The organism is Bacillus sp. ISL-7, assembly GCF_018613065.1.
The window spans coordinates 274,941-300,973 of the sequence record NZ_JAGGQW010000035.1; the positions used below are offsets into that span (position 1 = coordinate 274,941).

The following is a 26,033-nucleotide window of genomic DNA, read 5'->3' on the forward strand; positions in this document are numbered from 1 at the left end:
GGAAATGTTTGAATGGTATATGATCCGCGCTACAGGTTTGGTAGCTTACCTTTTACTTTACTTGTCTGTCATCATTGGACTATACTCTCAAGTTCAGAAAAAGCGAAAACAAAAGGTCACTTCTTCCCTATTTTTGCATGAATCACTGTCTAATTGGGCCCTTTATCTTGTGGGTGGCCACGTTGGATTTTTACTAATCGATTCATATATCTCGTTACAATGGGTAGAGATACTCATTCCGTTTAATACGGACTATAAACCCTTGCCAATGGCGCTTGGCACACTATCCCTTTATTTCTTAATTATGACGATCGTTACCTCCAAAGCACGAAAAAAAATAGGATATCAAAAATGGCGGAAATTACATGCATTGAATCCGATTCTATATATATTCGTTACGATACATGGTTTATTGATTGGTACAGACATTCAAGGAGCCGTACTTGCTGCAGTCAATATCCTGCCGCTTATCCTTTTAGGAGGCATGTTGATGAGAGATAAACCTAAGGTTGAGGTCACGCACTAACAAAGAAAAGGGCTTATTTTCAAAAAAAAAACCGATTCCAACGTGGAATCGGTTATTCTGTATATTCTGTTTCTCCAGTCCATGCGAGCATGCCGCCAACCATATTTCTTACCTTATAGCCCTGTTCCTGTAGATAATAGCAAACATTCCCACTGCGGGCACTTGAGCGGCAAATAAAAATATATTCCTTATCCTTGTCAAAATAGTCGAGATTAGCAGGAATGTCGCCCATGCGAATATGCTTAGCCCCTGGTACCATCCCGAATACTACTTCTTCATTTTCCCTTACGTCTACAAGCTCAAGTTTTTCCCCTGCCTCAAGCTTCTTTTCTAATTCTTCTGGTGTAATCGTTTGAATTTCTTCCATCTAGTCCATCCCCTTCAGGAAAACAGCCCCAAGAAAGGGGCCGTTCTTTTAATTTGCAACAATATTAACAAGCTTTCCTGGAACTGTAATTACCTTGCGAATTGTTTTTCCTTCAATTTGTTCCTTTATATGCGCATCTTCCATCGCAATGCCTTCAAGTGACTCTTTGCTTGCATCTGTTGGTACCATAAGTTTTGTCTTTACTTTACCATTTACCTGGATGACAATTTCAACTTCTTCATCCACTAGTTTTGCCTCATCATATGCAGGCCATGCTTCGTAAGTTATCGTTTCACTGTGTCCCAACTTCTCCCAAAGCTCCTCAGCGATATGCGGGCAAACAGGTGCAAGCAATTTAACGAATCCTTCAATATTCTCTTTTGGAAGTACAGTTGCCTTATAGGCTTCATTAATGAATACCATCATTTGTGAAATGGCCGTGTTAAACCTCAAACCTTCATAATCCTCAGTCACTTTTTTCACGGTTTGATGATACACTTTTTCCAAACTAGAGGTTTCTTCATTTGCTTGAATCTTTGGATTTAATTCTCCATTTTCCTCAACCAATAAACGCCAGATCCGATCTAAGAAGCGACGGGAACCATCCAACCCATTGGTCGACCAAGCAATCGATGCATCAAGCGGTCCCATGAACATTTCATACAAGCGAAGGGTATCAGCACCGTGGCTGCCAACGATATCATCAGGGTTTACTACATTCCCTTTTGATTTACTCATTTTTTCATTTCCTTCACCTAAAATCATTCCTTGGTTAAATAGCTTTTGGAATGGTTCTTTGGTAGGAACCACACCGATATCATACAAGAATTTGTGCCAGAAACGCGCATAAAGTAAATGTAATACCGCATGTTCGGCACCGCCAATGTAGATATCAACAGGAAGCCAATGATTTAACTTTTCCTGTGAAGCAAGTGCTTGATCATTTTTCGGATCAATATAACGTAAATAATACCAGCAGCTGCCTGCCCATTGTGGCATTGTGTTCGTTTCGCGGCGTCCCTTTTTACCTGTTTCCGGATCCACAACATTCACGAAATCAGAAATAACTGCAAGTGGTGATTCTCCTGTCCCTGAAGGACGAATTTCAGTGGTTTTTGGTAACATCAGTGGAAGCTGGTCTTCCGGAACTGCTGTCATTGAACCATCTTCCCAATGGATAATCGGAATTGGTTCACCCCAATAACGTTGACGGCTGAACAACCAATCTCTTAGGCGGAAGGTTACTTTCTTCGTTCCTATCCCTTTTTCTTCTAACCAAGCAATCATTTTTTGAATGCCTTCCGTTTTATCCAAGCCATTTAAAAATTCAGAGTTAATATGTTCACCATCGCCTGTGTAGGCTTCTTTGTCAATATCACCACCAGCGACAACTGCTTTAATAGGAAGGTTAAATTCTTTTGCGAATTCATAGTCACGCTCGTCGTGTGCAGGAACCGCCATAATCGCACCAGTTCCATAGCTTCCTAACACATAATCAGCAATCCAAATTGGCATTTTCTCCCCATTGGCAGGATTGATGGCATAGGCGCCAGTAAATACGCCTGTTTTCTCTTTGGCAAGATCCGTACGTTCTAAATCGCTCTTCGTTTTAACTTTGTCTAAATAGGCGTCAACCGCAGCACGCTGTTCAGCTGCTGTTATTTTTTCAACAAAGGAATGTTCAGGTGCAAGCACGGCATACGTAGCACCAAATAAAGTATCAGGGCGAGTAGTGAAGACAGTGAATGTCTCCTCATGTCCTTCGATTGAGAAGGTAACTTCCGCACCTTCTGAACGGCCGATCCAGTTGCGCTGCATTTCCTTCAAGCTTTCAGGCCAATCAAGTTCTTCAAGGTCTTCCAGTAAACGGTCTCCGTATGCGGTGATTCTTAACATCCACTGCTTCATCGGACGACGTTCAACTGGGTGCCCTCCGCGTTCACTTTTGCCATCAATGACCTCTTCATTTGCTAGTACCGTTCCAAGTGCAGGGCACCAGTTTACCGCTACTTCATCAATGTAAGCTAGGCCTTTTTCAAATAGTTTTAAGAAAATCCATTGGGTCCATTTGTAGTATTCAGGGTCAGTCGTATTGACTTCACGATCCCAATCATACGAGAATCCTAATGATTTAATTTGCCGGCGGAATGTATTGATATTCTGTTTTGTAAATTCCGCTGGATCGTTACCCGTATCCAATGCGTATTGTTCCGCTGGTAGGCCGAACGCATCCCAGCCCATTGGATGAAGAACATTGTATCCCTGCATCCGCTTTAAGCGGGAAAGAATGTCGGTTGCTGTGTAGCCTTCAGGGTGTCCAACGTGCAGTCCTGCCCCTGACGGATATGGAAACATATCTAAAGCGTAAAATTTTCTTTTATCAAATTCTTCGCTTGTTTTAAATGTTTTTTCTTCTTCCCATTTCTTTTGCCACTTTTGTTCGATTTGATTATGGTCGAAACTCATAATGCTCTTCCTCCTAAAAAAAAATAAAAAACCCCTCATCCCTAAAAGGGACGAGAGGATTGTATGTATCTTCCCGCGGTACCACCCACATTAGTGCTGACTGCACTCGCTTCATTCATCCTTAACGCGGAAAACGGCAAGCCTTACTATTCCTTCACGCTTGCAACTCAAAGGCGAGTTCATGATGTACCCGGTTGACTTCCACCAGCCGTCAACTCTCTATTTGCGGGTATGAATCATTACTACTCCTGATCACTGTCTTTTCAATATTAATATAAAGTATTACGGTTATTGTATTAAATTTTCAGTAAGTATGCAACCCAAACAATCGCCTAGATTCAGGATAGACAAAATTTCCACCTTTTAAACAAAAAAACAGTGGGAGCATATGAACCCCCACCGTCCTCCCCACACGGACAAATCCTATATTTGTCCATGGATGGTGCCTGACACCATTTTCGTTTTTAAACTTCGATCATATAGTAATGTTGTTATGATTGCGATTAGGAATAACACAATCAAAACTATGAATAGTGCTGACATGTTATACATGTCGACGATCATTCCTCCCATTAAGGGTCCAACCATTCTTCCACCTGTTGCTGTACTGTTGACGATTCCTTGGTAGAAGCCTTCACGGCCCTTTGGGGCTAAGTCGAAAGCAACTGTAGGCACAGCCGGCCAGATGAACATTTCACCGATTGTTAGGATGATCATCCCGACAAGAAATCCTGAGAATACCGTTGCCTTCCCTGCGACTAAAAATGAAACAATAAAAATACCAATGCCAATAATCATTTGTAGTTTGAGTGAGGCGGTTAGATGTTTCAACACACTATTTAAAAGCGGTTGACCAACGACAATGAGGGCTCCGTTTATCGACCATAATAAACTATATTGCGTTAAAGAGATATGGATTTCCTGTGTATACGACGCAATCGTCGTTGGCCATTGTACATAGGCCACCCAGCACAGCAAATAACCTGTACACAGTATCAATAAGGCATACAGATTTTTTCTGTTCGTAACGGTTGGAACATTTATATCGATCGTTCCTTGTTTTCCTGAATCCACTAAGATTCCCTTATAGCCAAATACCGCTATGAGTAAAAAGAGGACGTACATGACAGTATTTGCAAGGAAAATTAGTTGAAAGGAATGAGCTGCAACAATCCCTCCAAGAGATGCACCCAAGGCTACTCCAAGGTTTTGGGCAACATAAATGGCGTTAAAGGCTTTACGCCCGCCTTCTTTCCAAACTGATCCTGCCATGGCATACATCGATGGAAAAATAATTCCCGTACCAAATCCAATAATGATTTGGAAGACAATATATGCTAGCCAGCCGTGCCAGAATGTTAAGCCAACAAGGGCTGCAAGCGTAATACTAATTCCTAAAATAATAGATTTGTAACCGCCAATTTTATCGAATAGGCTTCCGCCATAAAGGTTTCCGATCACACTAGCGGCGGAATTTAACATTAAAACAATTCCAGCTACGGATAAGGACTTCCCTAAATGGTCGTGAATATAGATTGTATTTAAAGGCCATAAAAATGAAGAGCCTGTTACATTAACGATCATTCCAATTATTAAGAGCCATAAGGCACGTGGCATAAAAAACGCCCCTTCACATTTCACTTTTCAATTTCCAAAGATTTATTCTAATGCTTTTTCAAGTGGGGTGCAATTCTTTTTCTTTTCCATATAAAGGAGGCTATGATACGGCGTATAAGATAGAAAATTCGTGAAATATGGAATAACTCTGTAGATTCTAAAGCTGATTCTGAAGCTAGTATAAAAAGTGGACACCGGTAGTGGCGTCATGTTTAAATCATATACAACTATAAAAAGGGCGGGTAAAACATGGCGAAAAATCAGAAAAAATATCCAATTGAATTTAAAGAGTATGTTTCTAAATTGGTGGTGCTAGATGGTCGGAAACAGGTAGATATTTGTAATGAACTGAAAATCCCTTATGACACTCTTCAAAAATGGGTCAGTGCTTTCCGTAAGAAACAACAGGAAGCGGAGAAAGCAAACCAGAAACAGTTACTCACAGCTTCCGAATACAAGGAATTGTTTGAAGCAGAGAGATTAAAAAGACTTGAGATGGAAGAGGAAAACGCCATCTTAAAAAAGGCCATGCACATCTTCACGCAAGAAAAGAGTTAAGGTTTGTTTTCATTCAGTCCCATAAGAATGAACATACCATTGTGAAGATGTGTAAAGTAGTGGGTGTATCAACCTCCGGTTATTATGTGTGGGAAAAGCGCCAGGGTCGGGATGAAACCGAAAAAGAAAAGTGGAATTTTTTATTAGATGAGCGCATTAAGTTTCATTTTTATGATAATCTATCTTCATTTGGTAGTCCCAGGATCCATGATGAAAGGCTTGTAAATCGGGACAATATGATCGTTTCCCAAAAGACAGTAGCTAACCGCATGAGAGATTTAGGTTTGTTCGCTACCAAGCCAAAGAAGTATATCAATACAACCGATTCAGATCATGAAAAGCCGGTGTATCCAAATGTTTTAAATCGGAATTTCAAACCTAAGGCTCCTAACCGTGTTTGGGTAACAGATATCACCTACATCCACACTGGTGAAGGGTTTATTTACCTTAATCCAGTTTTAGACTTGTTTTCTCGTCGTGTCATTAGTTATGCCATTGATGACTGTATGGACAAAACATTGCCACTTCGTGCCCTAAAGGAAGCGGTCGCTTTGCGTAATCCAGCTAAGGGATGGATTCATCATTCAGATCGTGGGTCTCAGTATTGTTCAAACAAATATATAGAAGAATTAATGGCTGCTAAAGCTACAATCAGTATGAGCAGGAAGGCTACACCTTATGATAATGCTTGTGTTGAATCATTTTTTGCGTCATTGAAGAAAGAGTATCTTTATAAGTTTGTGTTTCATACAAAAGCTGAGGCTATCGCAGCTGTAGAATTTTATATCCATTTCTATAACAGGAAACGAACACACTCCACGCTTGGATACGCCACTCCTATGGAGTACGAACTGGCGTATGAACTGGCGCAAAATAAAGATGCCAGTGAGAACCAAGTATCTTCTGCCTGAAGGGAACAATTGTTTTTTTAATTGTTCCTTCAGGCAGAGGTCTCCAAGCGAAGTGAATACGAAGCGCGGAAGAAAAGAATACGCCACTTACTGGTTAAAAAATGTCTTTTTTATTGACAGAAGTCCAGATTCCGCCATCCGTTCCATATATTCCGCCAAATCCACGTTTATTCCGCCAAACCCTATAATTCAATTCCGACATTACTTGAATCGATAATTCCTCCCACACTTAAAATGCTGCTATTTTCAGCAAAGCTCTTAGCGGGAAATAGAAAGGCAAGGATTATACTGACAATCAATATGTATTTATTCATATAATTACTTCCTTTCACCACAAGGTAAAAAATGTGAATTCGATCACATAAAGTTCAAAAAAGGGAGGTTTTAGGCGAACCATTCTTATGCCGTATTTATCGAACAAAAAGTAAGATTTTGAGATAAATTTTGTTAATCCATACCTTATTTAAACCATGATATAAAAGGGGAAACTGTGACGGCACATCACAAATTAAACAACACTTGTTACCAAATTATGAACGAGGTTTTCCTTCTATTTTCAAGGTGCTTTTGTTGAAAAATTAGTATTTCAAGTGATTTTTAACACTTTTTAGTAATTTTCCGGTATATTATTCGCGAAAAAAAAAGACCCCTCAACGAAAAAAAATGAAGGGTCCTTCCTTATATTAAGATGATTGATCTTTTTCTTGGTGAAATTTGGATTTCACCGGCTGCCCGCCTGTTTTTTCATAGTTCTTCTTTGCTTGTTTTACAAGATCGAAATCTTGTCCGAGTTCCAGATCTTGATTATTAATTCCATTCCGTGTTTTCTGTTCAGGGTTTTGTTGCTTGGAACGCTTTTTCAAAGGTTTTCCCCCTCTAGAATCATTGTGTTCTGAAGCTGCTGAAGCTGGAGTCTCATTCTATGGAGTTGGTCCCTTTGCTGCGAATTAGCACTTTGGGCCATTTTAGCAATGTCCAGATAAGTATCTTCAAGCTGTTGCAGTGCCTTTGTGTAATCATCATCATTATAATGCTCTTGAAGGCTGCTTTGTTTGTACTGTTCCTCGGCATAGCGAATTGCATCCTCAACCTGCTGCATTAAGTTGTCCATTGAGTCGCGAGTAGCCATCTTTAGAACCCCCTTCTGTAATAACTCAATCCCCTTGAATCTATAGAAGCATAATGCTTCATTTCTTATTGTGTTCTCCATTCTTTTTCCTATAACATAAACAGTTGGATAAATTTTACCAACCCTGTCCGTTAATAATTACATTTGGATAAGCTTGTCACATCGTGATAAAATTGATGTTATGTCTTTTACTTTTTATAAAGGAGGTTTTCTGATTGATTCAGACTAGACCTTTTCCATATGCTTCTGATGATAAACGTTACCATACATGGAATTACCACCTTCGTGGGCAATTTGGTCATAAGGTGTTTAAGGTTGCACTCGACGGGGGTTTTGACTGCCCGAACCGTGACGGCACTGTGGCACACGGGGGATGCACATTTTGTAGTGCTTCCGGATCAGGTGATTTTGCTGGTAATCGCGTGGAAACCTTGGAAACACAATTTAACGAAATAAAAGAAAAAATGCACACGAAATGGAAAGATGGCAAATATATGGCCTACTTTCAGGCATTTACAAATACCCATGCACCTGTAGATGTTCTCCGCGAAAAATACGAATCAGTTCTAAATCAGGAAGGCGTAGTGGGTTTATCAATCGCCACTCGTCCTGATTGTCTGCCCGATGATGTGGTCGAGTATTTAGCGGAATTAAACCAACGCACCTATTTATGGGTTGAATTAGGGCTTCAAACGGTTCATGAGCGGACTGCCTCACTTATTAATCGTGCCCATGACTTTCAGTGCTATAAAGACGGCGTTACTAAGCTTAGGAAACATGGCATTCGCATCTGCTCTCACATCATTAATGGTCTGCCGCTTGAATCATATGACATGATGATGGAAACAGCGCATGAAGTTGCCAAGTTAGACGTGCAAGGAATAAAGATTCATTTGCTTCATTTGTTAAAAGGAACGCCCATGGTCAAGCAATATGAAAAAGGAATACTTGAGTTTCTGTCCCAGGAAGACTATGTAAACTTAGTATGTGACCAATTAGAAATTTTACCACCAGAAATGATTGTTCACCGAATCACAGGAGACGGACCAATTGACTTAATGGTTGGACCCATGTGGAGTGTAAACAAGTGGGAAGTCTTAAATGCGATTGATGCTAAAATGAAAGAAAGGAACAGTTGGCAGGGTAAATTTTATCAGGGGAACTTGGTGTAGTAACAATGAACATAGATAAGATTCTTCCATTTGCGAAAAGTCTACTCATTAAAGCGGTTAAACCTGGGGATGTCGTTATTGATGCGACAGTAGGAAATGGCTATGATACTGTTTTCTTAGCAGAGCTTGTTGGTGAATCAGGGCAAGTATTTGGATTTGATATTCAGAATGAAGCCATTGTTGCCAGCAAGGAACGTCTGAAACAGAAGTGCATGTTAGAGCGAGTCACGATTTTTCATTCAGGTCATGAACATCTATCCCAATTGATTCCCGACATCCATCACGGTAAGATTTCAGGTGCAATTTTTAACTTAGGTTATCTTCCTGGCAGTGATAAAGCAATTGTAACCCGTCCTAAAACAACGATTGCTGCCATTCAACAACTATTAGAGATCATGGCACCTGAAGGAATCATCGTGCTTGTTATTTATCATGGTCACAAAGGCGGTGCCGAGGAGCGTGATTCTTTGCTTGCCTATTGCCAGCAAATGGACCAGAAAACGGCACATGTGCTCCAATACCAATTTATTAATCAACAAAATCATCCAGCATTTATTATTGCGATTGAAAAAATATAACTAACCAGGCTCGCGCCTGGTTTATTTTGTCATTAACCTTGTTACAAATGCCGGTACTGATTTTTGCACAGAACGGTAGGCAAGACCATTGAAATAAAAGAAATAGCTAATCCAGCCGCCCGACTTGATAATGCCTTTTGCCAGTTTACGGACGTTTTTCTGTTTGCGGACCTTGGCATCTGATAAATAAATTCCTAACAGACCACGATTAATCAGGCGATGGAAGTTCTTATGCGGAAGGTATTCCGTGTGCCGGTCAGCTTCAACCACAAAATGCTTCAACCGCTGAAAAAGTTTTTCCTCACTTTGATAATAGGAACAAAAATTCAAGTCCCCTCCCGCGATGTCCTCCTCTTGATCAATAAAATAATCCAATAAAATATGTAAGCCCTGAATATATGGAAAGTACCCATTCCTGATATTTTCTGCATCACTCAGCTGAAAATCATCACGAAGCGCATAGGATATGAGGCAAAAAATTCCTAAGGTAGAACCGGAACATGCCGAGAATTCATACCATTCCATTTCAGGCAGCTGGTATTGGTTGGTTTGAAACCATTTTTCAAGACGAGGGACTCTCTCCTCTTGAGTTACATGCTTGTGAATTTGTAAATCACAATAGTATTGGCAAAGCTCAAGCAAGTAATCTTTGATTCCATCATAATTATTTACTTCTCTTAAGACAGAACGACAGGTTTCCGATAAATCATACAAATAATTATCATCATCCTGATCCACGCGGAGCCGGTAATAGTTTTTTTTGCCAGCCTGTAGAACAAATGCATCTGACATCGATTCATGGAGTGCTGCAAAATCCTCAGGATCAAGGGAGGTACTTCTGTCACAAAGATTATCTAGATAATCACTGATGGTTTGATAGGCAACGATAAATTTTATGGCTTTTTTATAGTCCTCTTTAGCAGTTAGTGCGAGGATGGCTCCACCTTCACAATGGAATGTTTTATGCTCAATGCTTGCGAGAGCTTGGGTTCTTAGCTCCGCATTCGGAATGTTTTCAGCACGGCTTTTCCAATAAGCCAATTCTTTGTGTACTGCTGGAAGTATTTTGCGATATACCCTAGACATAAGGGTGATTGGCATCATTGAAACCGACAACCTTTCTAAACAATATAACCTATTGCTTTTAATTGACTTAAAACAAAATCCTTTGCATACTCAAATACCTCTTCCCGCTCTGGTTCATTAAAGATTTCATGGTAACATTTCGGCCATTCCTTAAATCTTTTTTCAGATAATGGAACATGATTGAACCATTCTTTTACGGTGCCTTTATTTACAATTTTGTCATCTCCACCTTGCATGACAAGCATGGGAATATCCTGTATTTTTTCAAGGTCTTGAAATGCCTCTTTTATCGCCCCTACCAGTTCCCGATACCATCTGATCGATACCTTGGTAATATAGAGAGTATCATTTGAATCGGCTTCCCTTACTTCTTCGTTTCTTGTCGCCATTTGGACCGTCAATCCGGAATTCATCCGTAGTGAAGGGAAAACCACATTCAGACCATGCGATAGAATATCTAAAAATTTTGAAGGGGTATGAACTAACCCTAAACATGGGGAAGAAAGAATGACTCCAGCAATATTCAATCTTTCTTCCTGTAATAGACGGATTGAGATCAAGCCGCCCATACTGTGACCAAGTAAAAAGACAGGTAAATCATAACGATAAGCAGCCTGTATCCAATCTTTCACCTCGAAAATATATTCATCGAAGGAATTAATATGGCCGCGGTTTGCTCTTGTTGTCATCCCTTGCCCCGGAAGATCTGCCATAATGATATGGAATCCAGCCGAACGCCACATTTCAATCAGCCAGCCATAACGGCGATGATGTTCCATAGCTCCATGGACGATCACGATTACAGCCTTCGCTTCTCCTTCTGCTTCCCACTTCCACATAGTTTTCCCCCCTGGAATTAGTAATTACCTATTGTTGGAAAGTTTCAAACTATCTTTAGTCCTTTTTTAATAAAAAAGACAAATTTTTTGTGAATCACTTCATACTTCCGATAAAATAGAATCATCATGTAAAAGGAGCGAGAATAATGATTTATCCATTTAAAGGGAAGTATCCCCGCATAGCTGATACTGCTTATATTGCCGACTATGTAACGATTACCGGTGATGTTGAGATTGGCGATGAATCAAGTGTTTGGTTTAACACCGTTATCAGAGGGGACGTAGCCCCAACCATTATTGGTAAGAAAGTAAATATACAAGATAATTCTATCTTACACCAAAGCCCCAATAACCCGCTAATTTTAGAAGATGAAGTAACGATTGGTCATCAGGTTATTCTACACAGTTGTATCATTCGAAAAAAAGCGTTAATAGGAATGGGTTCCATCATTCTTGATAATGCTGAAATCGGCGAGGGTGCTTTTATTGGAGCCGGCAGTCTGGTTCCGCAAGGGAAAAAAATTCCCCCTAATACCTTAGCATTTGGCAGACCGGCAAAAGTTATTAGAGAATTAACACCAGAAGACATAAAAGATATGGTAAGAATCTCTACAGAATATGCAGAAAAGGGACAATATTATAAGTCACTTCAAAAATAAAAAAAGCAAAAGCACCCAAGAAATTTGGGTGCTTTTACGATTAATTTTTCGATGTTTGCAGGGCCTTTTCTAGTGCGTAATCACGTTGAAAGGAATAGATATCTTCAACATATACTTGATGCCATACCATGAACATCAGCACAGTCCAAATCTTCCTGCTGTTATCGGCTTTACCTTGGCAATGGTCTTCAAGCAATTGAAGCACATATGATTTATTGATCAAATGATCCGTATTGCTTTCGCGGATGATCTTCTTCGCCCATTCGTTCATTTCATCCTTTAACCAATGACGGATTGGTACAGGGAACCCTAGTTTCTTCCGATCAAGTACATGGGCAGGTACAACACCTTCGGCTGCTTTACGTAAGATATACTTCGTCGTTCCATGCACTGTTTTCAGGCTGGTCGGAATTTTTGATGCCACTTCGAAGACCGCTTTATCAAGGAATGGCACACGAAGTTCTAAGGAATGAGCCATCGTCATTTTATCGGCCTTCAGCAAAATATCGCCGCGCATCCATGTATGGATATCAATATACTGCATCCGGTCAACAGGATCATAACCACGCGATTCAGCGTAAAGCGGCTTAGTTATATCAGTGTAATCTAATCCCTCACGATAGACATTTAGTAGTTCGCGCTTTTCTTCTTCGGTAAACATTTTCGCATTACCAATGTAACGTTCTTCCATTGGAGTTACACCGCGTTCGATAAAGCTTTTTCCTCTCATTCCCTCAGGCATCATACCCGCTATCCCTTTTAAAAGCACTTTTCCTGCTCTCGGAATTTTATTAAACACCTCTAAGGATTGCGGCTCGTGATAAATATTGTAGCCGCCAAATAATTCATCTGCACCTTCACCTGAAAGAACAACGGTTACGTGCTTTCTCGCTTCACGGGCAACAAAATAAAGCGGGACACAAGCAGGGTCTGCCAGCGGATCATCCATATGCCACATAATTTTTGGAATTTCATTCATATATTCCTGCGGTGAAATCACATAGCTGATATTTTCGACACCAAGCTTCTCAGCTGTCTCTTTTGCGACATCAATTTCACTGAATCCATTATGCTCAAAACCTACCGAAAAGGTTTTAATCGCAGGGTGATATTCTTTTGCAATCGATGCAATAATCGAAGAATCAATCCCGCCAGAAAGGAATGAGCCTACTGGAACATCACTGCGCATGTGCATTTTTACAGAATCGAACAGGACATCTTTAATTTCCTTGATAAAGTCAGGCTCTGATTTGTGAACTGGTTTAAAGTGTGCTTTCCAATATCTTTTGATTTCCATTGGTGAGCCAATCTTTTTGGTAAAAAAATGACCTGGCTCTAATTTCTTAATACCATCAGACATGGTGGTTGGTTCAGGAACAAATTGGTAGGTCAAATAATGCTGCAAGGAATCATAGTTAATAACATCATTTTCGAGCCCCAATAGAATACTCTTTTTCTCAGAGGCAAAAAATGTTCTTTCACCATCTTCAAAATAAAAAAACGGTTTAATCCCGAACGGATCACGCGCGCCATAAAGAGTTTGTTCTTGTTTATCCCAGATGACAAAGGAGAACATTCCGCGTAGTTTTTCGACGGCTTTTTCCTTCAAATGGCTGTAGAGTGCAATAATAACCTCGGTATCAGAGCTAGTTGAAAAGGTTAATCCTTCGCTCAATAGTTCCTCGCGCAGTTCCACATAGTTATAAACTTCACCATTAAAGATAATCCAATATCGTTCATTTTCATACGTAAGCGGTTGATGACCACTCTCAATATCAATGATACTTAAACGGCGGAACCCAAATTGGATATGATCATCATAATAAAAACCATCATCATCCGGCCCGCGATGAGTTATAATATCGTTCATATTTTTAAATTGTTGTTTTTGCTCATCACTATAGTTTTGTGTTTTGTCGTGTACACAACCGATAAAACCACACATTATGTACTTCACCTCATTCTAAATATCCTTTAAAAGGACGTATTGCTCCAATGCGCAAACGCCTTGCGCTGGTGCTAGACAGAAAAACATACTCTCTAATACTACCACTTTTTTTATTAAAATTGCACTGTGAACAATAGGCAAATTAATTATCATCATTTTTTACTTCTTTTGACCTGCCTAAACATTACATTTTATTCACTAATTGAATTACTATACAGGTAAATAGACGGAGAAATAAAAACGGGAGCTACATGTAGAATGTAACCCCCATAACGTTTTATAGATTTGCTTGTTGGCGTAATGTATCTACTTTATCTGTGCGCTCCCAAGGAAGATCCACATCTGTACGGCCAAAATGACCATAAGCTGCTGTTTGTTGGTAAATTGGGCGACGAAGATCCAACATATTAATGATACCTGCAGGACGAAGGTCGAAGTTTTCACTTACTAAATCAACTAACACGTCCTCGCTCACTTTACCTGTCCCAAACGTATCAACTGCAATCGAAACGGGTCTAGCAACTCCAATTGCATAGGCAAGTTGAACTTCTACCTTATCAGCAAGGCCAGCAGCAACGATATTTTTGGCAACATAACGTGCGGCGTAGGCAGCTGAACGGTCCACTTTTGTAGGATCCTTACCAGAGAATGCACCACCGCCATGGCGAGCATATCCACCATACGTATCTACGATGATTTTACGGCCTGTTAAGCCAGCATCCCCTTGTGGTCCGCCAATAACGAAACGGCCGGTTGGATTAATAAAGTATTTTGTCTTTTCATCGATTAATTCTTTTGGAACTACCGGATTAATAACATATTCCTTCAAGTTACGTTGAATTTGCTCTAATTCAACTTCAGGATTGTGTTGAGTGGAAATAACAATCGTATCAATGCGTACTGGTTTATCGTTCTCATCATATTCAACCGTTACTTGTGTTTTTCCGTCTGGACGTAAGTAATCAAGAACCTTATCTTTACGTACTTCTGTTAAACGGCGAGCAAGTTTGTGCGCTAGTGAAATAGGAAGAGGCATAAGCTCTTTTGTTTCATTACAAGCAAAACCAAACATTAAACCTTGGTCCCCTGCACCAATTGCTTCGATTTGTTCATCAGACATTTGACCTTCACGCGCTTCCAAAGCTTGGTCAACACCCATGGCGATATCTGGAGACTGTTCATCAATAGATGTTAAAACAGCACAGGTTTCTGAGTCAAAACCGAATTTCGCGCGATTGTAGCCGATGTTTTTAATCGTTTCACGCACAATTTTTGGAATATCCACGTAGGTAGATGTGGTGATTTCTCCTGCTACTAGCACTAGTCCTGTTGTTACTGAAGTTTCAGCCGCAACACGGGCATTAGCATCCCTTGCTAAAATAGCATCTAAAATGGAATCAGAAATTTGGTCACAGATCTTATCAGGATGACCCTCAGTAACTGATTCAGAAGTGAACAAACGACGTTTTGTTGACATCTGAATTCCTCCTATAATATGAGATAATCGAGGTTTTAGAAAGGTTACAGGAATACTTCCTTAAACATCGAGAATTTGATACGGTACTCATTCCCTTAGTATGTAATTAACAAAGGATTTTTATTAGAGACTCTTTTCATAAAGGACTTATACAAAACAAAAAACCTTACCAGAGAGGAAAGGTTGTTCCGGGCCTTTCGCTCTTATCGTTCAAGGTCAAAGCCTTGCGTCAGATTAGCACCTTCGCATCCTGAAAAGGACCTTTTAAGTGGTCAATCTTTTCATACTGCAGGTTGCTGGGTTTCATTGGGCCTGTCCCTCCACCAGCTCAGGATAAGAGAGTATCCGTTCAAATTAGAATAATATCACACTGCCCAACAATGTCAATGAATTTTTTAAGAAATGTTTTTCAACAAAATGGGAAATATACGAAATATGTTAGTTTCTTTTATAAATTTTTTTTATATCTTCAATTAAAGTTTTATAATATATAAATCCAGTTAAATAGGATACATCAATTCAGCTAATGTGTTATACTTTTTATATTATTAACAATCTAAAAACAAATAAAGGAAGGTCTCATTAAATGAATTCTGTTGATACTCCTAATGAATTAAATCAATTGTTAAATGAAAGTCATGTTCATGTGCAATTATCTGTTCCTCAATTAGTTGAGAAAGTCTTAACCCGTCATGAAGGAGCATTAACTTCTACGGGAGCAATTAGTGTCGCTACTGGAAAGTATACTGGCCGGTCTCCACAGGATAAATTCATTGTTTTAGAAGATTCAACTAAAGACAAAATTGAATGGGGCACGACCAATCAACCAATTTCAGAACCGGTTTTTACAAAGCTTTATCAAAAGGTCATTAATTATTTACAACAGAAAAATGAGATCTTTGTTTTTAAAGGATTTGCGGGTGCTGATAAAAAATCACGTTTATCCATCCAGGTGGTAAATGAATTAGCGTGGCAAAATTTATTTGTACACCAGTTATTTATTCGCCCGTCGGATGCTGAACTACTTACCCATGATGCTGGATTTACCGTTATTTCTGCACCTAATTTCAAGGCAGATCCGGCTATCGATGGTACCAACTCGGAAGCATTTATTATGATTTCTTTTGAAAAAAGAATTGTTTTAATAGGTGGTACAGAATACGCAGGGGAAATGAAAAAGTCAATTTTTTCTGTAATGAATTATTTACTGCCTGAAAACAATATTTTTTCGATGCACTGTTCTGCCAATGTTGGGATTGAAGGCGATGTTGCTTTATTCTTTGGCTTGTCTGGAACTGGCAAAACAACCTTATCAGCGGATTCCAATCGTCGATTAATTGGTGATGATGAGCACGGTTGGTCCTCTAATGGTGTCTTTAATATCGAGGGGGGCTGCTACGCAAAATGTATCAATCTTTCTCGTGAAAAGGAGCCACAAATCTTTGATGCCATCCGCTTTGGAACTGTCCTAGAAAATGTAACATTGAATCAGGAATCAAGAATCCCTGATTATGATGATGGAACGTTGACCGAAAATACACGTGCCGCTTATCCGATTCACGCAATTGATAATATTGTTCAACCAAGCGTCGCTGGCCATCCAAATACGATTGTCTTTTTAACCGCTGATGCATTCGGAGTATTGCCTCCAATTTCAAAATTAACAAAGGAACAAGCAATGTATCACTTTTTAAGTGGCTACACCTCAAAACTAGCCGGAACAGAGCGTGGAATAACGTCACCACAAGCTACCTTCTCCACTTGCTTTGGTGCTCCATTCCTGCCTCTGCCTGCGACTCGTTACGCAGATATGCTCGGTGAAAAAATACTTGAACACAATGCCAATGTTTTTCTAGTCAATACTGGCTGGACCGGCGGCGAATATGGGGTCGGTAATCGAATGAAACTTACCTACACGCGCGCTATGGTTCAAGCTGCTCTTGAGGGAGAATTAAACCATGTGGAGACGGTCAAGGACGAGATCTTTGGATTAAATATTCCGCTCCATATTGCAGGTGTACCAGACGAAGTCCTACAGCCGATTAAAACTTGGTCGGATTCGCAAGCATATGAAAAGAAAGCAAAAGAATTAGCCGCAAAGTTCCGCGAAAACTTTAAAAAATTCACTAATGTTTCACGTGATATTGAAGAAAAAGGCGGACCAATAGCATAATATAGAAAAGCCCATATCGATTCGATATGGGCTTTCTTACCAGATAAGAAGGTATAAATTTCGACTTTGAAAATTGTCCAGCTCCAGCGCCCTAGCGGCTAGTGTCCTTCGCTCTCCGCCCTACGATAAGTAAACATCGAATCTCCTTCGGCTCTTCGTGTTTCCTTTATCTCAGTTGGAGCGCTCCAGGCCATACGCCGCTGAACAGGGCGCCTGCGCTTTTCTTACATTAGTTAGTCGAATTTAATGATATTAATTGATAGGTTATGGTCGTGCTGTTATTTTGCAACTCGACTTTTTTTATCAATGCGGTACCACTTGAATCACTATCGATTGTTTTTCTTACATCAATCGGAATCTCGATTGGATAAAGTCTGTACCCTTCTTTTTCTAGCAAAAAGACGTTTTCTTCCACTCGTTTCTCTCTACCTTTAGTTACTATCATCGTATTTAACTCAAGAGGCATACCCATAAACATCCGCTCCTCTACTTGTAATACCTATATATTATCATCTTTTACGGTGACTTTTCATCCACTTCGTTAAATCATTCACGACTTTTCTATTTACTGCTGGTGGGAAGTAATGTGTAAATTCGTTAAAATACCATGCTTCGACTGGTTTTTCTACTAACCTCAGCCTTCTTTCAAGACGATACGCGTGCTCCACCGAAACATTTCCGTCTTTAGCACCATGGATAATCAGGACAGGGGCTTTGATTTTTTCTATTTGATAAAGAGGGGTCCTGTCTTGATACCGTTCCGGAAATTTCTGAGGGGTTCCGCCAATGACCCTCTTCATCATTCTCCGTAAATCTTTACGTTCCAAATAGGTGAGAGACATATCACTGACCCCGCCCCAGCTGACAACAGACGCGGTCTCAGGGAATTCAATTCCTGTCAAAAGCGCCATTACACCACCCCGCGAGAACCCAAATATATGTATTTCACGTACTCTGGGAATAGATTTTAACAGCAAAAAGGCGGAAAAGGCGTCTTCCCTGTCGTCCCCGGCAAAATCCTCATTGCCTTCCCCACCTTGATTTCCACGATAATAAGGTGCAAAAACAACAAAGCCCTCAGCTGCGAACTGGGCAATCCTTGCTGGTCGAACTTTACCAACATTTTTAATGCCGCCGCGTAAATAAAGGAATCCATCATACTCACCTTCCCCAATCGGTTCCGCAAGCATGCCTTTCACTCGTAATCCATTGGAAAGGTAAGTGATTACTTTTAATTCAATATTTGGATTTGGAGAAGGAAAGCGCGTGATATCAACAATCTTTCCGTCATTGTATTGGCTCATCAGCAAAACTTCCCTTTTTTTATAAAATTTATTCTCTCTAGGCATTCACACATTTTTCTCCTCTTCATACGATATCTTAGGCAATTAGCCCAGATTTTTTATGATAAATAAGGAGGCTCGCTTCATGAAAAAATCGTTAAAGTTCAGTTTCTCCTTTCTGCTCATCACTATACTTATGTTTTCACTTGTCGCTTGTAATAGCTCCACAAAAAATGAAACAAAGAAACTTGAGAAAGTTCGAATCGCTGAAGTTACCCGGTCCATTTTCTATGCCCCGCAGTATGTTGCCCTAGCCAAAGGATTTTTCAAAGCTGAAGGTTTAGACGTCACGCTAACAACAACACCCGGCGGCGACAAAACCATGACCACTCTGATTTCTGGGGGGGCCGACGTTGCCCTAGTTGGTTCAGAAACATCGATTTACGTTTATGCCCAAGGAGCAAACGACCCCGTCATCAATTTTGCACAATTAACCCAGACCGATGGTACTTTCCTCGTTGCTAGAGAAAAGATTGATAATTTCTCATGGGACCTCTTAAAAGGAAAAACCTTCTTAGGGCAACGTAAAGGCGGCATGCCACAGATGGTCGGTGAATTTGTTTTAAAGAAGCATGGGATTGATCCTCAAAAGGATTTGAACCTAATCCAGAACATTGATTTCGCCAATATTGCCAATGCCTTTGCTTCTGGAACGGGCGAATTTGTGCAATTATTTGAGCCAACGGCAAGTATTTTTGAAAAAGAAGGAAAAGGTCATATTGTTGCTTCCTTCGGTAAAGAGTCTGGCCACGTACCATATACTACGTTTATGTCCAAGGAAAGCTATATGAAAGAAAATAAGGGAACGATTGAAAAGTTCACACGAGCAATTTACAAAGCTCAACAATGGGTAGAGTCGCACAGTGCTGAGGAAATTGCAAAAGCGGTGGAACCGTTTTTTCCAGATACAGATTTAGAAATTATGACCACTGTTGTTGAGCGTTATAAAAATCAAGGATCTTTTGCAACAGATCCTATCCTTGACCAAGAGGAGTGGAACAATCTACAAAACATCATGAACGAAGCAGGAGTACTGCCAAAAGAAGTAGATCATCAAACACTTGTAAATACAGAGATAGCTGAAAAGATAATAAAAGAATAAAGGAAAGGGAGGCCGTCCTTATGAGCTTTTTGACCGTTCAAAATATTCATCACACCTATTTTACTAAAGCCTCTGCCACCACGGCCCTCTCCGACATTTCATTAACAGTGGAGGAGGGCGAGTTTGTCTCCCTCCTCGGCCCAAGCGGCTGTGGTAAGACGACTCTGCTTTCCATTATTTCTAGTTTGCTTAAACCAACGCAAGGTACTGTCTTGTTAGAAAAAAAGCCGGTAACTACCGCAAAAAACCAAATCGGTTATATGCTCCAACAAGATTATTTGTTCCCTTGGAAAACGATTGAAGAGAATATCCTGATCGGTTTGAAGTTATCAAAGCAGTTGAACCAAAAAACAAGATTGGCTGCCCTTGGCCTGTTAAGCCAAATCGGATTAACAGGGGTGGAAAAACAGCTTCCTAGGCAGTTATCTGGGGGTATGAGGCAGCGGGTGGCTCTCGTCCGGACGCTTGCCACAGAACCAAAACTGCTTATGCTTGATGAACCTTTTTCCGCTCTCGATTATCAAACTAAGCTTAAATTGGAGGATTTAGTATCACAAACATTAGATGAATTTGGAAAAACAGCTATTCTCGTTACTCACGATATTGGTGAGGCTATTGCCATGAGCGATCGCGTTTTTCTGCTTTCACCAAGTCCAGGGAGAATCTATAAAACATTTACGATGCCGGAGGAACTAAGAAATATATCCCCATTTGAAGCAAGGAATCACGAGGCATTTTCAAGTATCTTTCAAACCATATGGAAGGAGTTGGAGTCTCTTGAGCCAGAAAAAGAATAAGCTGGAACTCCTCCATAAAAATTATATTCAATCACTGCAGGTTGAAAAAAGATGGGTCGGATTTTATCAGGCGATCATTTTTATCGTCTTTTTCTCTAGTTGGGAATTGTTTAGTCAAAAACAGTGGATTGACCCGCTTCTTTTCAGTTCTCCCTCAAAGATATGGAACTTACTCCTGGAAAAAATCCAGGATGGTACTTTAGTTAGCAATATTGGGGTAACCTTAACGGAAACCGTCCTGGGATTTATTCTAGGCACACTACTGGGTACGATATTAGCTGCTATCCTCTGGTGGTCACCAATGATTTCAAGGGTGCTTGATCCTTATCTTGTTATTTTAAATGCCATGCCGAAAGTCGCATTAGGGCCCATTTTGATTGTGGTGCTAGGTCCTGGGTACTCATCGATTATTGCCATGGGCGCGATTATCTCAATTATCATTACCACCATTGTGGTATACACCTCATTTAAAGAGGTGGATCCGAATTATCTTAAAGTACTCCAAACTTTCGGAGCTACTCGTTGGCAATGCTTCAAAGAAGCTATCCTCCCTGCGAGTTTTCCAACGATTATTTCTACTCTTAAGGTAAATGTCGGTCTGTCTTGGGTCGGTGTGATCGTAGGTGAATTCCTAGTATCCTCTAGAGGACTTGGATACATGATCATTTATGGCTTCCAAGTATTTAATTTTACACTTGTTTTCTTATCACTTTTGGTTATCGCGGTATTTGCTACCATTATGTACCAGCTTGTTGAATTATTAGAGAAAAAAATTATCAAAGAATAGTGGATTGTCATGTACTTTCTGCTATTCTTTTTCGTGCTTTTGAATGAGTTTAACGCATTGCTCGACGACTTGGTCTTTCATAATAAAGCTGTAATCATCCCCAAATCGCTGTTGCAATATATCTCCTTTAACAACAACAGGACCATTGGTTTCGTGGTAACTAGTCGTTTCTTCAACCCTAGCGACCTTTCCCCAAAAGACAGCCTTCACATAAGACCTCATCGGGTCGGTAAATTTATACTCAGCAATAAATTTTAGCTCACCTAGGATTGCACCTGTCTCTTCATAAGTTTCTCGGTGGGCTGCCTCCTCAAGAGTTTCCCCTGATTCCATTTTTCCACCCGGAAATTCAAGTCCTCTTTTTTTATGGTTCGTCAATAGCCACTCTTCCCCATATTGGCAAATAACTAACACATGTTTTGCTGCCTCTTCGAAAGCATTTGGTAAAAACGACAATTCTACTGGATTCCCATTTTCATCTAAAAATCGCATCATCTAATTTCCGCCTCAACTATTTTATACTTAATTATAATAAAAAAAAGAAAAATCCTAAAGTTAGGATTTTTCTTACAGGTGAAAATTTTATTTTGGTAGAATATTCATACTTTCAATATGATTTTTTGCTTCCTCGTCACCAAGTTTATGCAACATCCCATATACTTGCTGAATCGTACTGTCATATGCATCGTTTTCACGGTCATAATGATACTCAACATAAGGCACATGGGCTCTAATGAAGTTTTTCCACTCGGTGGAATAGTTTTGGTCAAAAAGCTCGCGCAGCTGGGTTATTTCTTCATTATCTGCCTGTATTTTATAGCTCCAGGTTGAACTTGTTGCACTTTGAGATATTTCACCGCTTCCAACATCTATATAATAGGTCTTCTTTTGCTGATCCATTATGTCATCCCCTTTTACTCATTAGTAATTTGCAAATAGAAAAAATTTATTCTTTGTCAAATTTCGATTATTTTTTTAGAAATGAATACGCTATAATAAACATACAATCAAAGAAACAGATTTTTCTGTTAATTTACAAACGGTTAAGGTAGAATTATTTTATACTTATAAGGGAAAAGAATAACTAGGAGGTGTATCGAAATGAAATTAGTTGATGAGTTGTACGAAATGTACCGAAACAAGCTAACCGGTGATGAAGAGGATATCGACATGCTGGCATTTGCCTTTTTAGAAGAGATGTCACATGAGGATCTACTTGCTTTAATCCAAGAAATGGATAAGCAGGAATTATACAATTTAATGGGTATTTATTTAATTGAAAGTTTGAAAGGTAAATTTGCCCAAGAAGAGTACGGACAACATCGCACAAATACTTATCATCCTCGAAATATTCATTGATTGTACATAAAAACATAAGGAAGGAAGTTCAAACACGGGCTTCCCTTTTTCTTTTCTCAAGAAAGCATCCATTTATGCTACAATAAAGAAAAAAGGAGGCATTCACACGAATGTATGTAGTAGCTGTTATTTGTATTATTATTGTTATCATTGTCCTTCTTCTAGCCGTGGGCACCACTTCTAAAGCCTACACATATAAACATACTGTGGACCCAATAGAAAATAATCCATATCTTGACCAAGAGAAGGACCAAGAACATAATCAGGATCAAAATAAAGCTTAAAAAAATTCCTATTCAAGTAGAATAGGAATTTTTATTATTTGTCTAGCTTCAGCTTATCTAATTAAGCAAATACCTGTTTAAGGTCTTCCTTGCTTTGTTCAAGCCAGAAACGCATTAAACGTTTAGCGCCTTCCAAATCATGCAGTTTTGCTTGGCCGCATTGTCGTTCATTTGCAGCAGGAATTTCGACGATTTTAACTGCAGCCTTCATTGTATCCTCAAGAAGATCAATGATTTCCTCCACAGTCGGCTCGCCGCTGACAACAAGGTAATAGCCGGTTTGGCAGCCCATTGGTGAAATATCGATAATATCAAAGTGATCATACTTCTCGGAGTGCTCACGAAGATTAAAGGCAAGCAAGTGCTCTAGTGTATGAATGACATCAGGTTTCATCGCCTGTTTATTGGGCTGGCAAAAGCGAATATCATATTTATTAACAACACCGTCACTTCCAACTTTGTGGACCCCGCAATGTCTCACATAAGGGGCTTTAACAGCGTTATGATCTAAATCAAAGCTTTCAACTGAAGGCATCGATATCACTCCTTTTTTTATCTACCATTTATCATACAATAAATTCCGAGTTTTTTCATCCACTTACATACAATTAACAATTTAGACGATATTATTTATTTATGGTATCTTGTAGTTAATTGTAGTTAAGGAGAGATTGGCATGTTAAAAAAAGCCTTCCTAGCGATTATACGTTTTTATCAAATTGTTATCTCACCTATAAAACCGCCGACCTGCCGTTTTTATCCTACTTGTTCCCATTATGGGCTGGAAGCGATTGGGCGGTTTGGTGCTTTAAAAGGCGGCTGGCTCACTATCAAAAGGATATCAAAATGTCATCCCTTTCATCCTGGTGGCTTGGATCCTGTTCCTGAAAAAGAGAAGCTTTAATTCTTATTGCCATCAACAATTAAATCAAGCTTTCCTGTCTTTGGGTCGATGACCAATCCATGAACAGGAACACCCTTTGGCATTAATGGATGATTTTTTATGATATCTACACTGTGCTCAACACTCTCGGTCACATTATCAAATCCATGAAGCCATTTTTTAATGTTGATGCCAGAATATGTAAGCGTATCAATCGTTTCTTCTGATATTCCACGCTCCATCATACTCTCGATCACTGGTTCAGCTTTAAGACCGCTCATGCCGCAATCATAATGGGCAATGACTAAAACCTCTTGAGCCTTCAATTGATAAACAGCAATCAGTATACTTCTCATCACACTTCCAAAAGGGTGTGACACTAGGCCGCCGGCGTCTTTTATGAGCTTCGCATCACCATTTCCCAAATTCAATGCTTTCGGCAATAATTCCAATAGTCTGGTATCCATACATGTAAGAATCACCATACGTTTATTAGGAAATTTAGTTGTTTCATACTTTTCATATTCGTGGTTCTCCACAAATTTTTTATTATAGTCTAAGAGCTCATTCAATAATGTAGGGTTACTCATGATAACCATCCTTTCTATTGTTTCTTTCTAAGCATACCTAATTTTTAATGATGAAACAAAATTTTTTACTTGCTTTTAAGGAATTTTTTTTGTAAGATACAAATGGAAATCGGAATCGTTCCGTATTATACATTCGTAATCATTCAGAATTCAAAAAAAATTTCGATATTAAATCGTAATTAATCCGATTTAATAATATATTGAAGGAGTCTTTATGAAAAAAATCATCCTTTTCCTTTCTTTTCTGTTACCATTAAGTCTTCTGTTGTCCGCGTGTTCAAATAGTAAAGACCATGTACAAAAAAAGAAGGACCAGTTAACTATTTATACAACAGTATTCCCACTTCAATATTTTACTGCACAAATTGGTGGAAAATATGTAAATGTAAAAACGATCTATCCCCCTGGGGCAGATGAACACACATTTGAACCATCCCAAAAGGATATGATGAATTTAGCCGATTCCGACTTATTTTTCTACATTGGACTTGGACTTGAAGGATTTGTGGAAAAAGCAAAGGGAACATTGAAAAATGAACATGTAACATTAGTCCCAACGGCTGAGGAACTAAAACTCCCAAAAAGCGACGATTCACATGAAGAAGAACATGACCATAGCAATTCGGATGTCAACCCACATGTATGGCTTGACCCCATTTATTCAAAGGAAATGGCTGCTGTCATCCGTGATTCATTAATTAAACAAATGCCGCAGCACAAAGAACTATTCAATGAGAATTTTAAACAACTTGCCCAAAAGTTAGATGAACTAAATACTAAATATAAGCAGACGCTTACACATGCGAAGCATAAAAAGATTATCGTTACACATGCGGCGTTCAGTTATTGGGAAAAACGTTATGGGATTGAACAAATCAGCATATCTGGTCTTTCGACTGCTAATGAGCCAACCCAAAAGGAATTAGAAAAAATTATTTCTGTAGCTGAACATGATGGTATACACTATATGCTTTTCGAACAAAATGTCCAATCAAAACTTGGAAAAATTGTTCAAAAAGAAATTGGGGCAAAGGCATTACACATTCATAATCTTGCTGTTTTGTCTACCGACAACATCAAAAACAAAGAAACCTATTTTTCATTAATGAATAAAAATCTTGAATCATTAGAAATAGCCTTAAATAACTAAATTTAAAGATGAAATGAACCAGGCAGCTTTTGACCTGGTTCATTTTTATATATTCTCTTTTAAATTTGGATGTTGATTTCCGCTTCAGACGCTTCGCTTTCCGCGGGCGGTCCGGGGAGCCTCCTCGGCGCTAAGCGGAGGGCACTGAAAAACTTACGTTTTTATTTTTTATGGTTGAACAAAAGACAAAAAAAGCAACTTTCTTCCGAAATAGAAGATAAAGTTGCTTGTT

General features: G+C 39.4%; 30 protein-coding genes, 1 riboswitch and 1 other annotated feature. Of the genes, 14 read left to right on the forward strand and 16 right to left on the reverse strand.

Translation table 11 applies throughout. The features are described 5' to 3' along the window. Window positions 1-4: 4 nt before the first annotated feature. Window positions 5-526 carry a ferric reductase-like transmembrane domain-containing protein gene (locus J7E66_RS14600; protein WP_251032930.1) on the forward strand — a complete coding sequence of 174 codons (522 nt, stop codon included), beginning with the start codon at window positions 5-7 and terminating at the stop codon, window positions 524-526. 52 nt (window positions 527-578) lie between these two features. Here the strand turns inward: J7E66_RS14600 and J7E66_RS14605 are convergent, their stop codons facing one another. The 3 genes from J7E66_RS14605 to J7E66_RS14615 form a co-directional block, all read right to left on the reverse strand. After that, on the reverse strand, window positions 579-893 hold the full coding sequence (locus tag J7E66_RS14605) for a rhodanese-like domain-containing protein (protein WP_215001165.1): 315 nt from the start codon (window positions 891-893) through the stop codon (window positions 579-581). A gap of 48 nt (window positions 894-941) precedes the next feature. Further along, the gene (gene leuS, locus J7E66_RS14610) at window positions 942-3,359 is read right to left on the reverse strand and encodes a leucine--tRNA ligase (protein WP_215001167.1); all 2,418 of its coding nucleotides are present in this window, start codon (window positions 3,357-3,359) and stop codon (window positions 942-944) included. Between the two features lie 43 nt (window positions 3,360-3,402). Further along, window positions 3,403-3,624, reverse strand: a binding site (T-box leader). Window positions 3,625-3,782: 158 nt separating this feature from the next. Further along, complete coding sequence (locus J7E66_RS14615) at window positions 3,783-4,976, reverse strand: MDR family MFS transporter (RefSeq protein WP_215001168.1); 1,194 nt, start codon at window positions 4,974-4,976, stop codon at window positions 3,783-3,785. A 249-nt stretch (window positions 4,977-5,225) separates the two neighbouring features. Here J7E66_RS14615 and J7E66_RS14620 point away from each other — a divergent pair, with 249 nt between their 5' ends. Both J7E66_RS14620 and J7E66_RS14625 read left to right on the forward strand, forming a co-directional pair. Then, window positions 5,226-5,534, forward strand: coding sequence for a transposase (locus J7E66_RS14620; protein ID WP_215001170.1), 309 nt, complete (start codon window positions 5,226-5,228; stop codon window positions 5,532-5,534). 11 nt (window positions 5,535-5,545) lie between these two features. After that, window positions 5,546-6,445 carry an IS3 family transposase gene (locus tag J7E66_RS14625; protein ID WP_308162510.1) on the forward strand — a complete coding sequence of 300 codons (900 nt, stop codon included), beginning with the start codon at window positions 5,546-5,548 and terminating at the stop codon, window positions 6,443-6,445. Between the two features lie 182 nt (window positions 6,446-6,627). Here the strand turns inward: J7E66_RS14625 and J7E66_RS32315 are convergent, their stop codons facing one another. From J7E66_RS32315 to J7E66_RS14635, 3 genes are all read right to left on the reverse strand, one after another. Next, window positions 6,628-6,759, reverse strand: a complete 132-nt coding sequence (locus tag J7E66_RS32315) for a hypothetical protein (protein ID WP_285289222.1) — start codon at window positions 6,757-6,759, stop codon at window positions 6,628-6,630. Window positions 6,760-7,128: 369 nt separating this feature from the next. Continuing rightward, on the reverse strand, window positions 7,129-7,308 hold the full coding sequence (locus J7E66_RS14630) for a glycogen biosynthesis protein GlgD (RefSeq protein WP_088089318.1): 180 nt from the start codon (window positions 7,306-7,308) through the stop codon (window positions 7,129-7,131). Next, the gene (locus J7E66_RS14635) at window positions 7,305-7,574 is read right to left on the reverse strand and encodes a YtzC family protein (protein WP_088089319.1); all 270 of its coding nucleotides are present in this window, start codon (window positions 7,572-7,574) and stop codon (window positions 7,305-7,307) included. The genes J7E66_RS14630 and J7E66_RS14635 overlap by 4 nt, the downstream gene beginning before the upstream one ends. A 215-nt stretch (window positions 7,575-7,789) precedes the next feature. Between J7E66_RS14635 and mnmL the strand changes: the two genes are divergently transcribed. After that, entirely contained in the window at window positions 7,790-8,746 is a 957-nt protein-coding gene (gene mnmL / locus J7E66_RS14640; RefSeq protein WP_215001172.1) for a tRNA modification radical SAM protein MnmL/YtqA, read from the forward strand. A gap of 5 nt (window positions 8,747-8,751) precedes the next feature. Next, the gene (gene mnmM, locus J7E66_RS14645; protein ID WP_215001174.1) at window positions 8,752-9,324 is read left to right on the forward strand and encodes a tRNA 5-(aminomethyl)-2-thiouridylate-methyltransferase MnmM; all 573 of its coding nucleotides are present in this window, start codon (window positions 8,752-8,754) and stop codon (window positions 9,322-9,324) included. Window positions 9,325-9,345: 21 nt separating this feature from the next. Here the strand turns inward: mnmM and J7E66_RS14650 are convergent, their stop codons facing one another. Both J7E66_RS14650 and J7E66_RS14655 read right to left on the reverse strand, forming a co-directional pair. Continuing rightward, on the reverse strand, window positions 9,346-10,440 hold the full coding sequence (locus J7E66_RS14650; RefSeq protein WP_374103849.1) for a tetraprenyl-beta-curcumene synthase family protein: 1,095 nt from the start codon (window positions 10,438-10,440) through the stop codon (window positions 9,346-9,348). Window positions 10,441-10,445: 5 nt separating this feature from the next. Beyond that, on the reverse strand, window positions 10,446-11,249 hold the full coding sequence (locus J7E66_RS14655; protein ID WP_215001178.1) for an alpha/beta hydrolase: 804 nt from the start codon (window positions 11,247-11,249) through the stop codon (window positions 10,446-10,448). A gap of 146 nt (window positions 11,250-11,395) precedes the next feature. On the opposite strand from J7E66_RS14655, the gene J7E66_RS14660 reads away from it, so the two are divergent. Beyond that, entirely contained in the window at window positions 11,396-11,908 is a 513-nt protein-coding gene (locus J7E66_RS14660; RefSeq protein WP_215001180.1) for a gamma carbonic anhydrase, read from the forward strand. Window positions 11,909-11,948: 40 nt separating this feature from the next. Here J7E66_RS14660 and asnB read toward each other — a convergent pair whose 3' ends face one another. Then, window positions 11,949-13,853, reverse strand: coding sequence for an asparagine synthase (glutamine-hydrolyzing) (gene asnB / locus J7E66_RS14665; protein WP_215001182.1), 1,905 nt, complete (start codon window positions 13,851-13,853; stop codon window positions 11,949-11,951). A gap of 280 nt (window positions 13,854-14,133) precedes the next feature. Next, a complete protein-coding gene (gene metK / locus J7E66_RS14670; protein ID WP_215001184.1) occupies window positions 14,134-15,333 on the reverse strand; it encodes a methionine adenosyltransferase in 1,200 nt (399 codons plus the stop codon). A 200-nt stretch (window positions 15,334-15,533) separates the two neighbouring features. Next, a riboswitch (SAM riboswitch) is annotated at window positions 15,534-15,673 on the reverse strand. 246 nt (window positions 15,674-15,919) lie between these two features. On the opposite strand from metK, the gene pckA reads away from it, so the two are divergent. Then, entirely contained in the window at window positions 15,920-17,506 is a 1,587-nt protein-coding gene (gene pckA / locus J7E66_RS14675) for a phosphoenolpyruvate carboxykinase (ATP) (protein ID WP_215001186.1), read from the forward strand. A gap of 229 nt (window positions 17,507-17,735) precedes the next feature. Here pckA and J7E66_RS14680 read toward each other — a convergent pair whose 3' ends face one another. Continuing rightward, entirely contained in the window at window positions 17,736-17,978 is a 243-nt protein-coding gene (locus tag J7E66_RS14680; protein WP_168245394.1) for a DUF2584 domain-containing protein, read from the reverse strand. A 37-nt stretch (window positions 17,979-18,015) separates the two neighbouring features. After that, complete coding sequence (locus tag J7E66_RS14685) at window positions 18,016-18,810, reverse strand: alpha/beta hydrolase family protein (protein WP_215001188.1); 795 nt, start codon at window positions 18,808-18,810, stop codon at window positions 18,016-18,018. 175 nt (window positions 18,811-18,985) lie between these two features. Here J7E66_RS14685 and J7E66_RS14690 point away from each other — a divergent pair, with 175 nt between their 5' ends. From J7E66_RS14690 to J7E66_RS14700, 3 genes are read left to right on the forward strand one after another with little or no spacing between them, the layout of a single operon-like run. After that, window positions 18,986-19,951 (forward strand): ABC transporter substrate-binding protein, encoded by a 966-nt coding sequence (locus tag J7E66_RS14690; RefSeq protein ID WP_374103852.1) that lies wholly within the window; start codon window positions 18,986-18,988, stop codon window positions 19,949-19,951. Window positions 19,952-19,971: 20 nt separating this feature from the next. Continuing rightward, window positions 19,972-20,748, forward strand: a complete 777-nt coding sequence (locus tag J7E66_RS14695) for an ABC transporter ATP-binding protein (protein WP_215001192.1) — start codon at window positions 19,972-19,974, stop codon at window positions 20,746-20,748. Continuing rightward, complete coding sequence (locus J7E66_RS14700) at window positions 20,729-21,535, forward strand: ABC transporter permease (protein ID WP_215001194.1); 807 nt, start codon at window positions 20,729-20,731, stop codon at window positions 21,533-21,535. Before J7E66_RS14695 ends, J7E66_RS14700 begins: the two co-directional genes overlap by 20 nt. Window positions 21,536-21,556: 21 nt before the next feature. On the opposite strand, the gene ytkD is transcribed toward J7E66_RS14700, so the two are convergent. Further along, window positions 21,557-22,030: an RNA deprotection pyrophosphohydrolase gene (gene ytkD, locus J7E66_RS14705; RefSeq protein ID WP_215001196.1), complete on the reverse strand. Its 474-nt coding sequence runs from the start codon at window positions 22,028-22,030 to the stop codon at window positions 21,557-21,559. Window positions 22,031-22,117: 87 nt separating this feature from the next. Beyond that, window positions 22,118-22,435: a hydrolase gene (locus tag J7E66_RS14710; RefSeq protein WP_215001198.1), complete on the reverse strand. Its 318-nt coding sequence runs from the start codon at window positions 22,433-22,435 to the stop codon at window positions 22,118-22,120. A 201-nt stretch (window positions 22,436-22,636) separates the two neighbouring features. Here J7E66_RS14710 and J7E66_RS14715 point away from each other — a divergent pair, with 201 nt between their 5' ends. Then, window positions 22,637-22,894: a DUF6154 family protein gene (locus tag J7E66_RS14715; protein WP_066258317.1), complete on the forward strand. Its 258-nt coding sequence runs from the start codon at window positions 22,637-22,639 to the stop codon at window positions 22,892-22,894. A 110-nt stretch (window positions 22,895-23,004) separates the two neighbouring features. Next, window positions 23,005-23,178 carry a YtzI protein gene (ytzI, locus tag J7E66_RS14720; RefSeq protein ID WP_214733186.1) on the forward strand — a complete coding sequence of 58 codons (174 nt, stop codon included), beginning with the start codon at window positions 23,005-23,007 and terminating at the stop codon, window positions 23,176-23,178. A 61-nt stretch (window positions 23,179-23,239) separates the two neighbouring features. On the opposite strand, the gene J7E66_RS14725 is transcribed toward ytzI, so the two are convergent. Beyond that, a complete protein-coding gene (locus tag J7E66_RS14725) occupies window positions 23,240-23,713 on the reverse strand; it encodes an S-ribosylhomocysteine lyase (protein WP_215001200.1) in 474 nt (157 codons plus the stop codon). Between the two features lie 141 nt (window positions 23,714-23,854). Between J7E66_RS14725 and yidD the strand changes: the two genes are divergently transcribed. Then, a complete protein-coding gene (yidD, locus tag J7E66_RS14730; RefSeq protein WP_214717689.1) occupies window positions 23,855-24,082 on the forward strand; it encodes a membrane protein insertion efficiency factor YidD in 228 nt (75 codons plus the stop codon). Here the strand turns inward: yidD and J7E66_RS14735 are convergent. Continuing rightward, complete coding sequence (locus J7E66_RS14735; protein ID WP_215001202.1) at window positions 24,079-24,651, reverse strand: beta-class carbonic anhydrase; 573 nt, start codon at window positions 24,649-24,651, stop codon at window positions 24,079-24,081. The two genes, yidD and J7E66_RS14735, sit on opposite strands and share 4 nt — an antisense overlap. Window positions 24,652-24,865: 214 nt before the next feature. Between J7E66_RS14735 and J7E66_RS14740 the strand changes: the two genes are divergently transcribed. Next, a complete protein-coding gene (locus tag J7E66_RS14740) occupies window positions 24,866-25,801 on the forward strand; it encodes a metal ABC transporter solute-binding protein, Zn/Mn family (protein WP_215001204.1) in 936 nt (311 codons plus the stop codon). The last annotated feature ends 232 nt before the right edge of the window (window positions 25,802-26,033 follow it).

Coding starts and splice junctions, on each gene's coding strand:
- J7E66_RS14600 (WP_251032930.1), top strand. CDS start 5: ATGTTTGAATGGTATATGATCCGCGCTACAGGTTTGGTAGCTTACCTT.
- J7E66_RS14605 (WP_215001165.1), bottom strand. CDS start 893: ATGGAAGAAATTCAAACGATTACACCAGAAGAATTAGAAAAGAAGCTT.
- leuS (WP_215001167.1), bottom strand. CDS start 3,359: ATGAGTTTCGACCATAATCAAATCGAACAAAAGTGGCAAAAGAAATGG.
- J7E66_RS14615 (WP_215001168.1), bottom strand. CDS start 4,976: ATGCCACGTGCCTTATGGCTCTTAATAATTGGAATGATCGTTAATGTA.
- J7E66_RS14620 (WP_215001170.1), top strand. CDS start 5,226: ATGGCGAAAAATCAGAAAAAATATCCAATTGAATTTAAAGAGTATGTT.
- J7E66_RS32315 (WP_285289222.1), bottom strand. CDS start 6,759: ATGAATAAATACATATTGATTGTCAGTATAATCCTTGCCTTTCTATTT.
- J7E66_RS14635 (WP_088089319.1), bottom strand. CDS start 7,574: ATGGCTACTCGCGACTCAATGGACAACTTAATGCAGCAGGTTGAGGAT.
- mnmM (WP_215001174.1), top strand. CDS start 8,752: ATGAACATAGATAAGATTCTTCCATTTGCGAAAAGTCTACTCATTAAA.
- J7E66_RS14655 (WP_215001178.1), bottom strand. CDS start 11,249: ATGTGGAAGTGGGAAGCAGAAGGAGAAGCGAAGGCTGTAATCGTGATC.
- J7E66_RS14660 (WP_215001180.1), top strand. CDS start 11,396: ATGATTTATCCATTTAAAGGGAAGTATCCCCGCATAGCTGATACTGCT.
- asnB (WP_215001182.1), bottom strand. CDS start 13,853: ATGTGTGGTTTTATCGGTTGTGTACACGACAAAACACAAAACTATAGT.
- metK (WP_215001184.1), bottom strand. CDS start 15,333: ATGTCAACAAAACGTCGTTTGTTCACTTCTGAATCAGTTACTGAGGGT.
- pckA (WP_215001186.1), top strand. CDS start 15,920: ATGAATTCTGTTGATACTCCTAATGAATTAAATCAATTGTTAAATGAA.
- J7E66_RS14680 (WP_168245394.1), bottom strand. CDS start 17,978: ATGGGTATGCCTCTTGAGTTAAATACGATGATAGTAACTAAAGGTAGA.
- J7E66_RS14685 (WP_215001188.1), bottom strand. CDS start 18,810: ATGAGCCAATACAATGACGGAAAGATTGTTGATATCACGCGCTTTCCT.
- J7E66_RS14690 (WP_374103852.1), top strand. CDS start 18,986: ATGTTTTCACTTGTCGCTTGTAATAGCTCCACAAAAAATGAAACAAAG.
- J7E66_RS14695 (WP_215001192.1), top strand. CDS start 19,972: ATGAGCTTTTTGACCGTTCAAAATATTCATCACACCTATTTTACTAAA.
- ytkD (WP_215001196.1), bottom strand. CDS start 22,030: ATGATGCGATTTTTAGATGAAAATGGGAATCCAGTAGAATTGTCGTTT.
- J7E66_RS14710 (WP_215001198.1), bottom strand. CDS start 22,435: ATGGATCAGCAAAAGAAGACCTATTATATAGATGTTGGAAGCGGTGAA.
- J7E66_RS14715 (WP_066258317.1), top strand. CDS start 22,637: ATGAAATTAGTTGATGAGTTGTACGAAATGTACCGAAACAAGCTAACC.
- ytzI (WP_214733186.1), top strand. CDS start 23,005: ATGTATGTAGTAGCTGTTATTTGTATTATTATTGTTATCATTGTCCTT.
- J7E66_RS14725 (WP_215001200.1), bottom strand. CDS start 23,713: ATGCCTTCAGTTGAAAGCTTTGATTTAGATCATAACGCTGTTAAAGCC.
- yidD (WP_214717689.1), top strand. CDS start 23,855: ATGTTAAAAAAAGCCTTCCTAGCGATTATACGTTTTTATCAAATTGTT.
- J7E66_RS14735 (WP_215001202.1), bottom strand. CDS start 24,651: ATGAGTAACCCTACATTATTGAATGAGCTCTTAGACTATAATAAAAAA.
- J7E66_RS14740 (WP_215001204.1), top strand. CDS start 24,866: ATGAAAAAAATCATCCTTTTCCTTTCTTTTCTGTTACCATTAAGTCTT.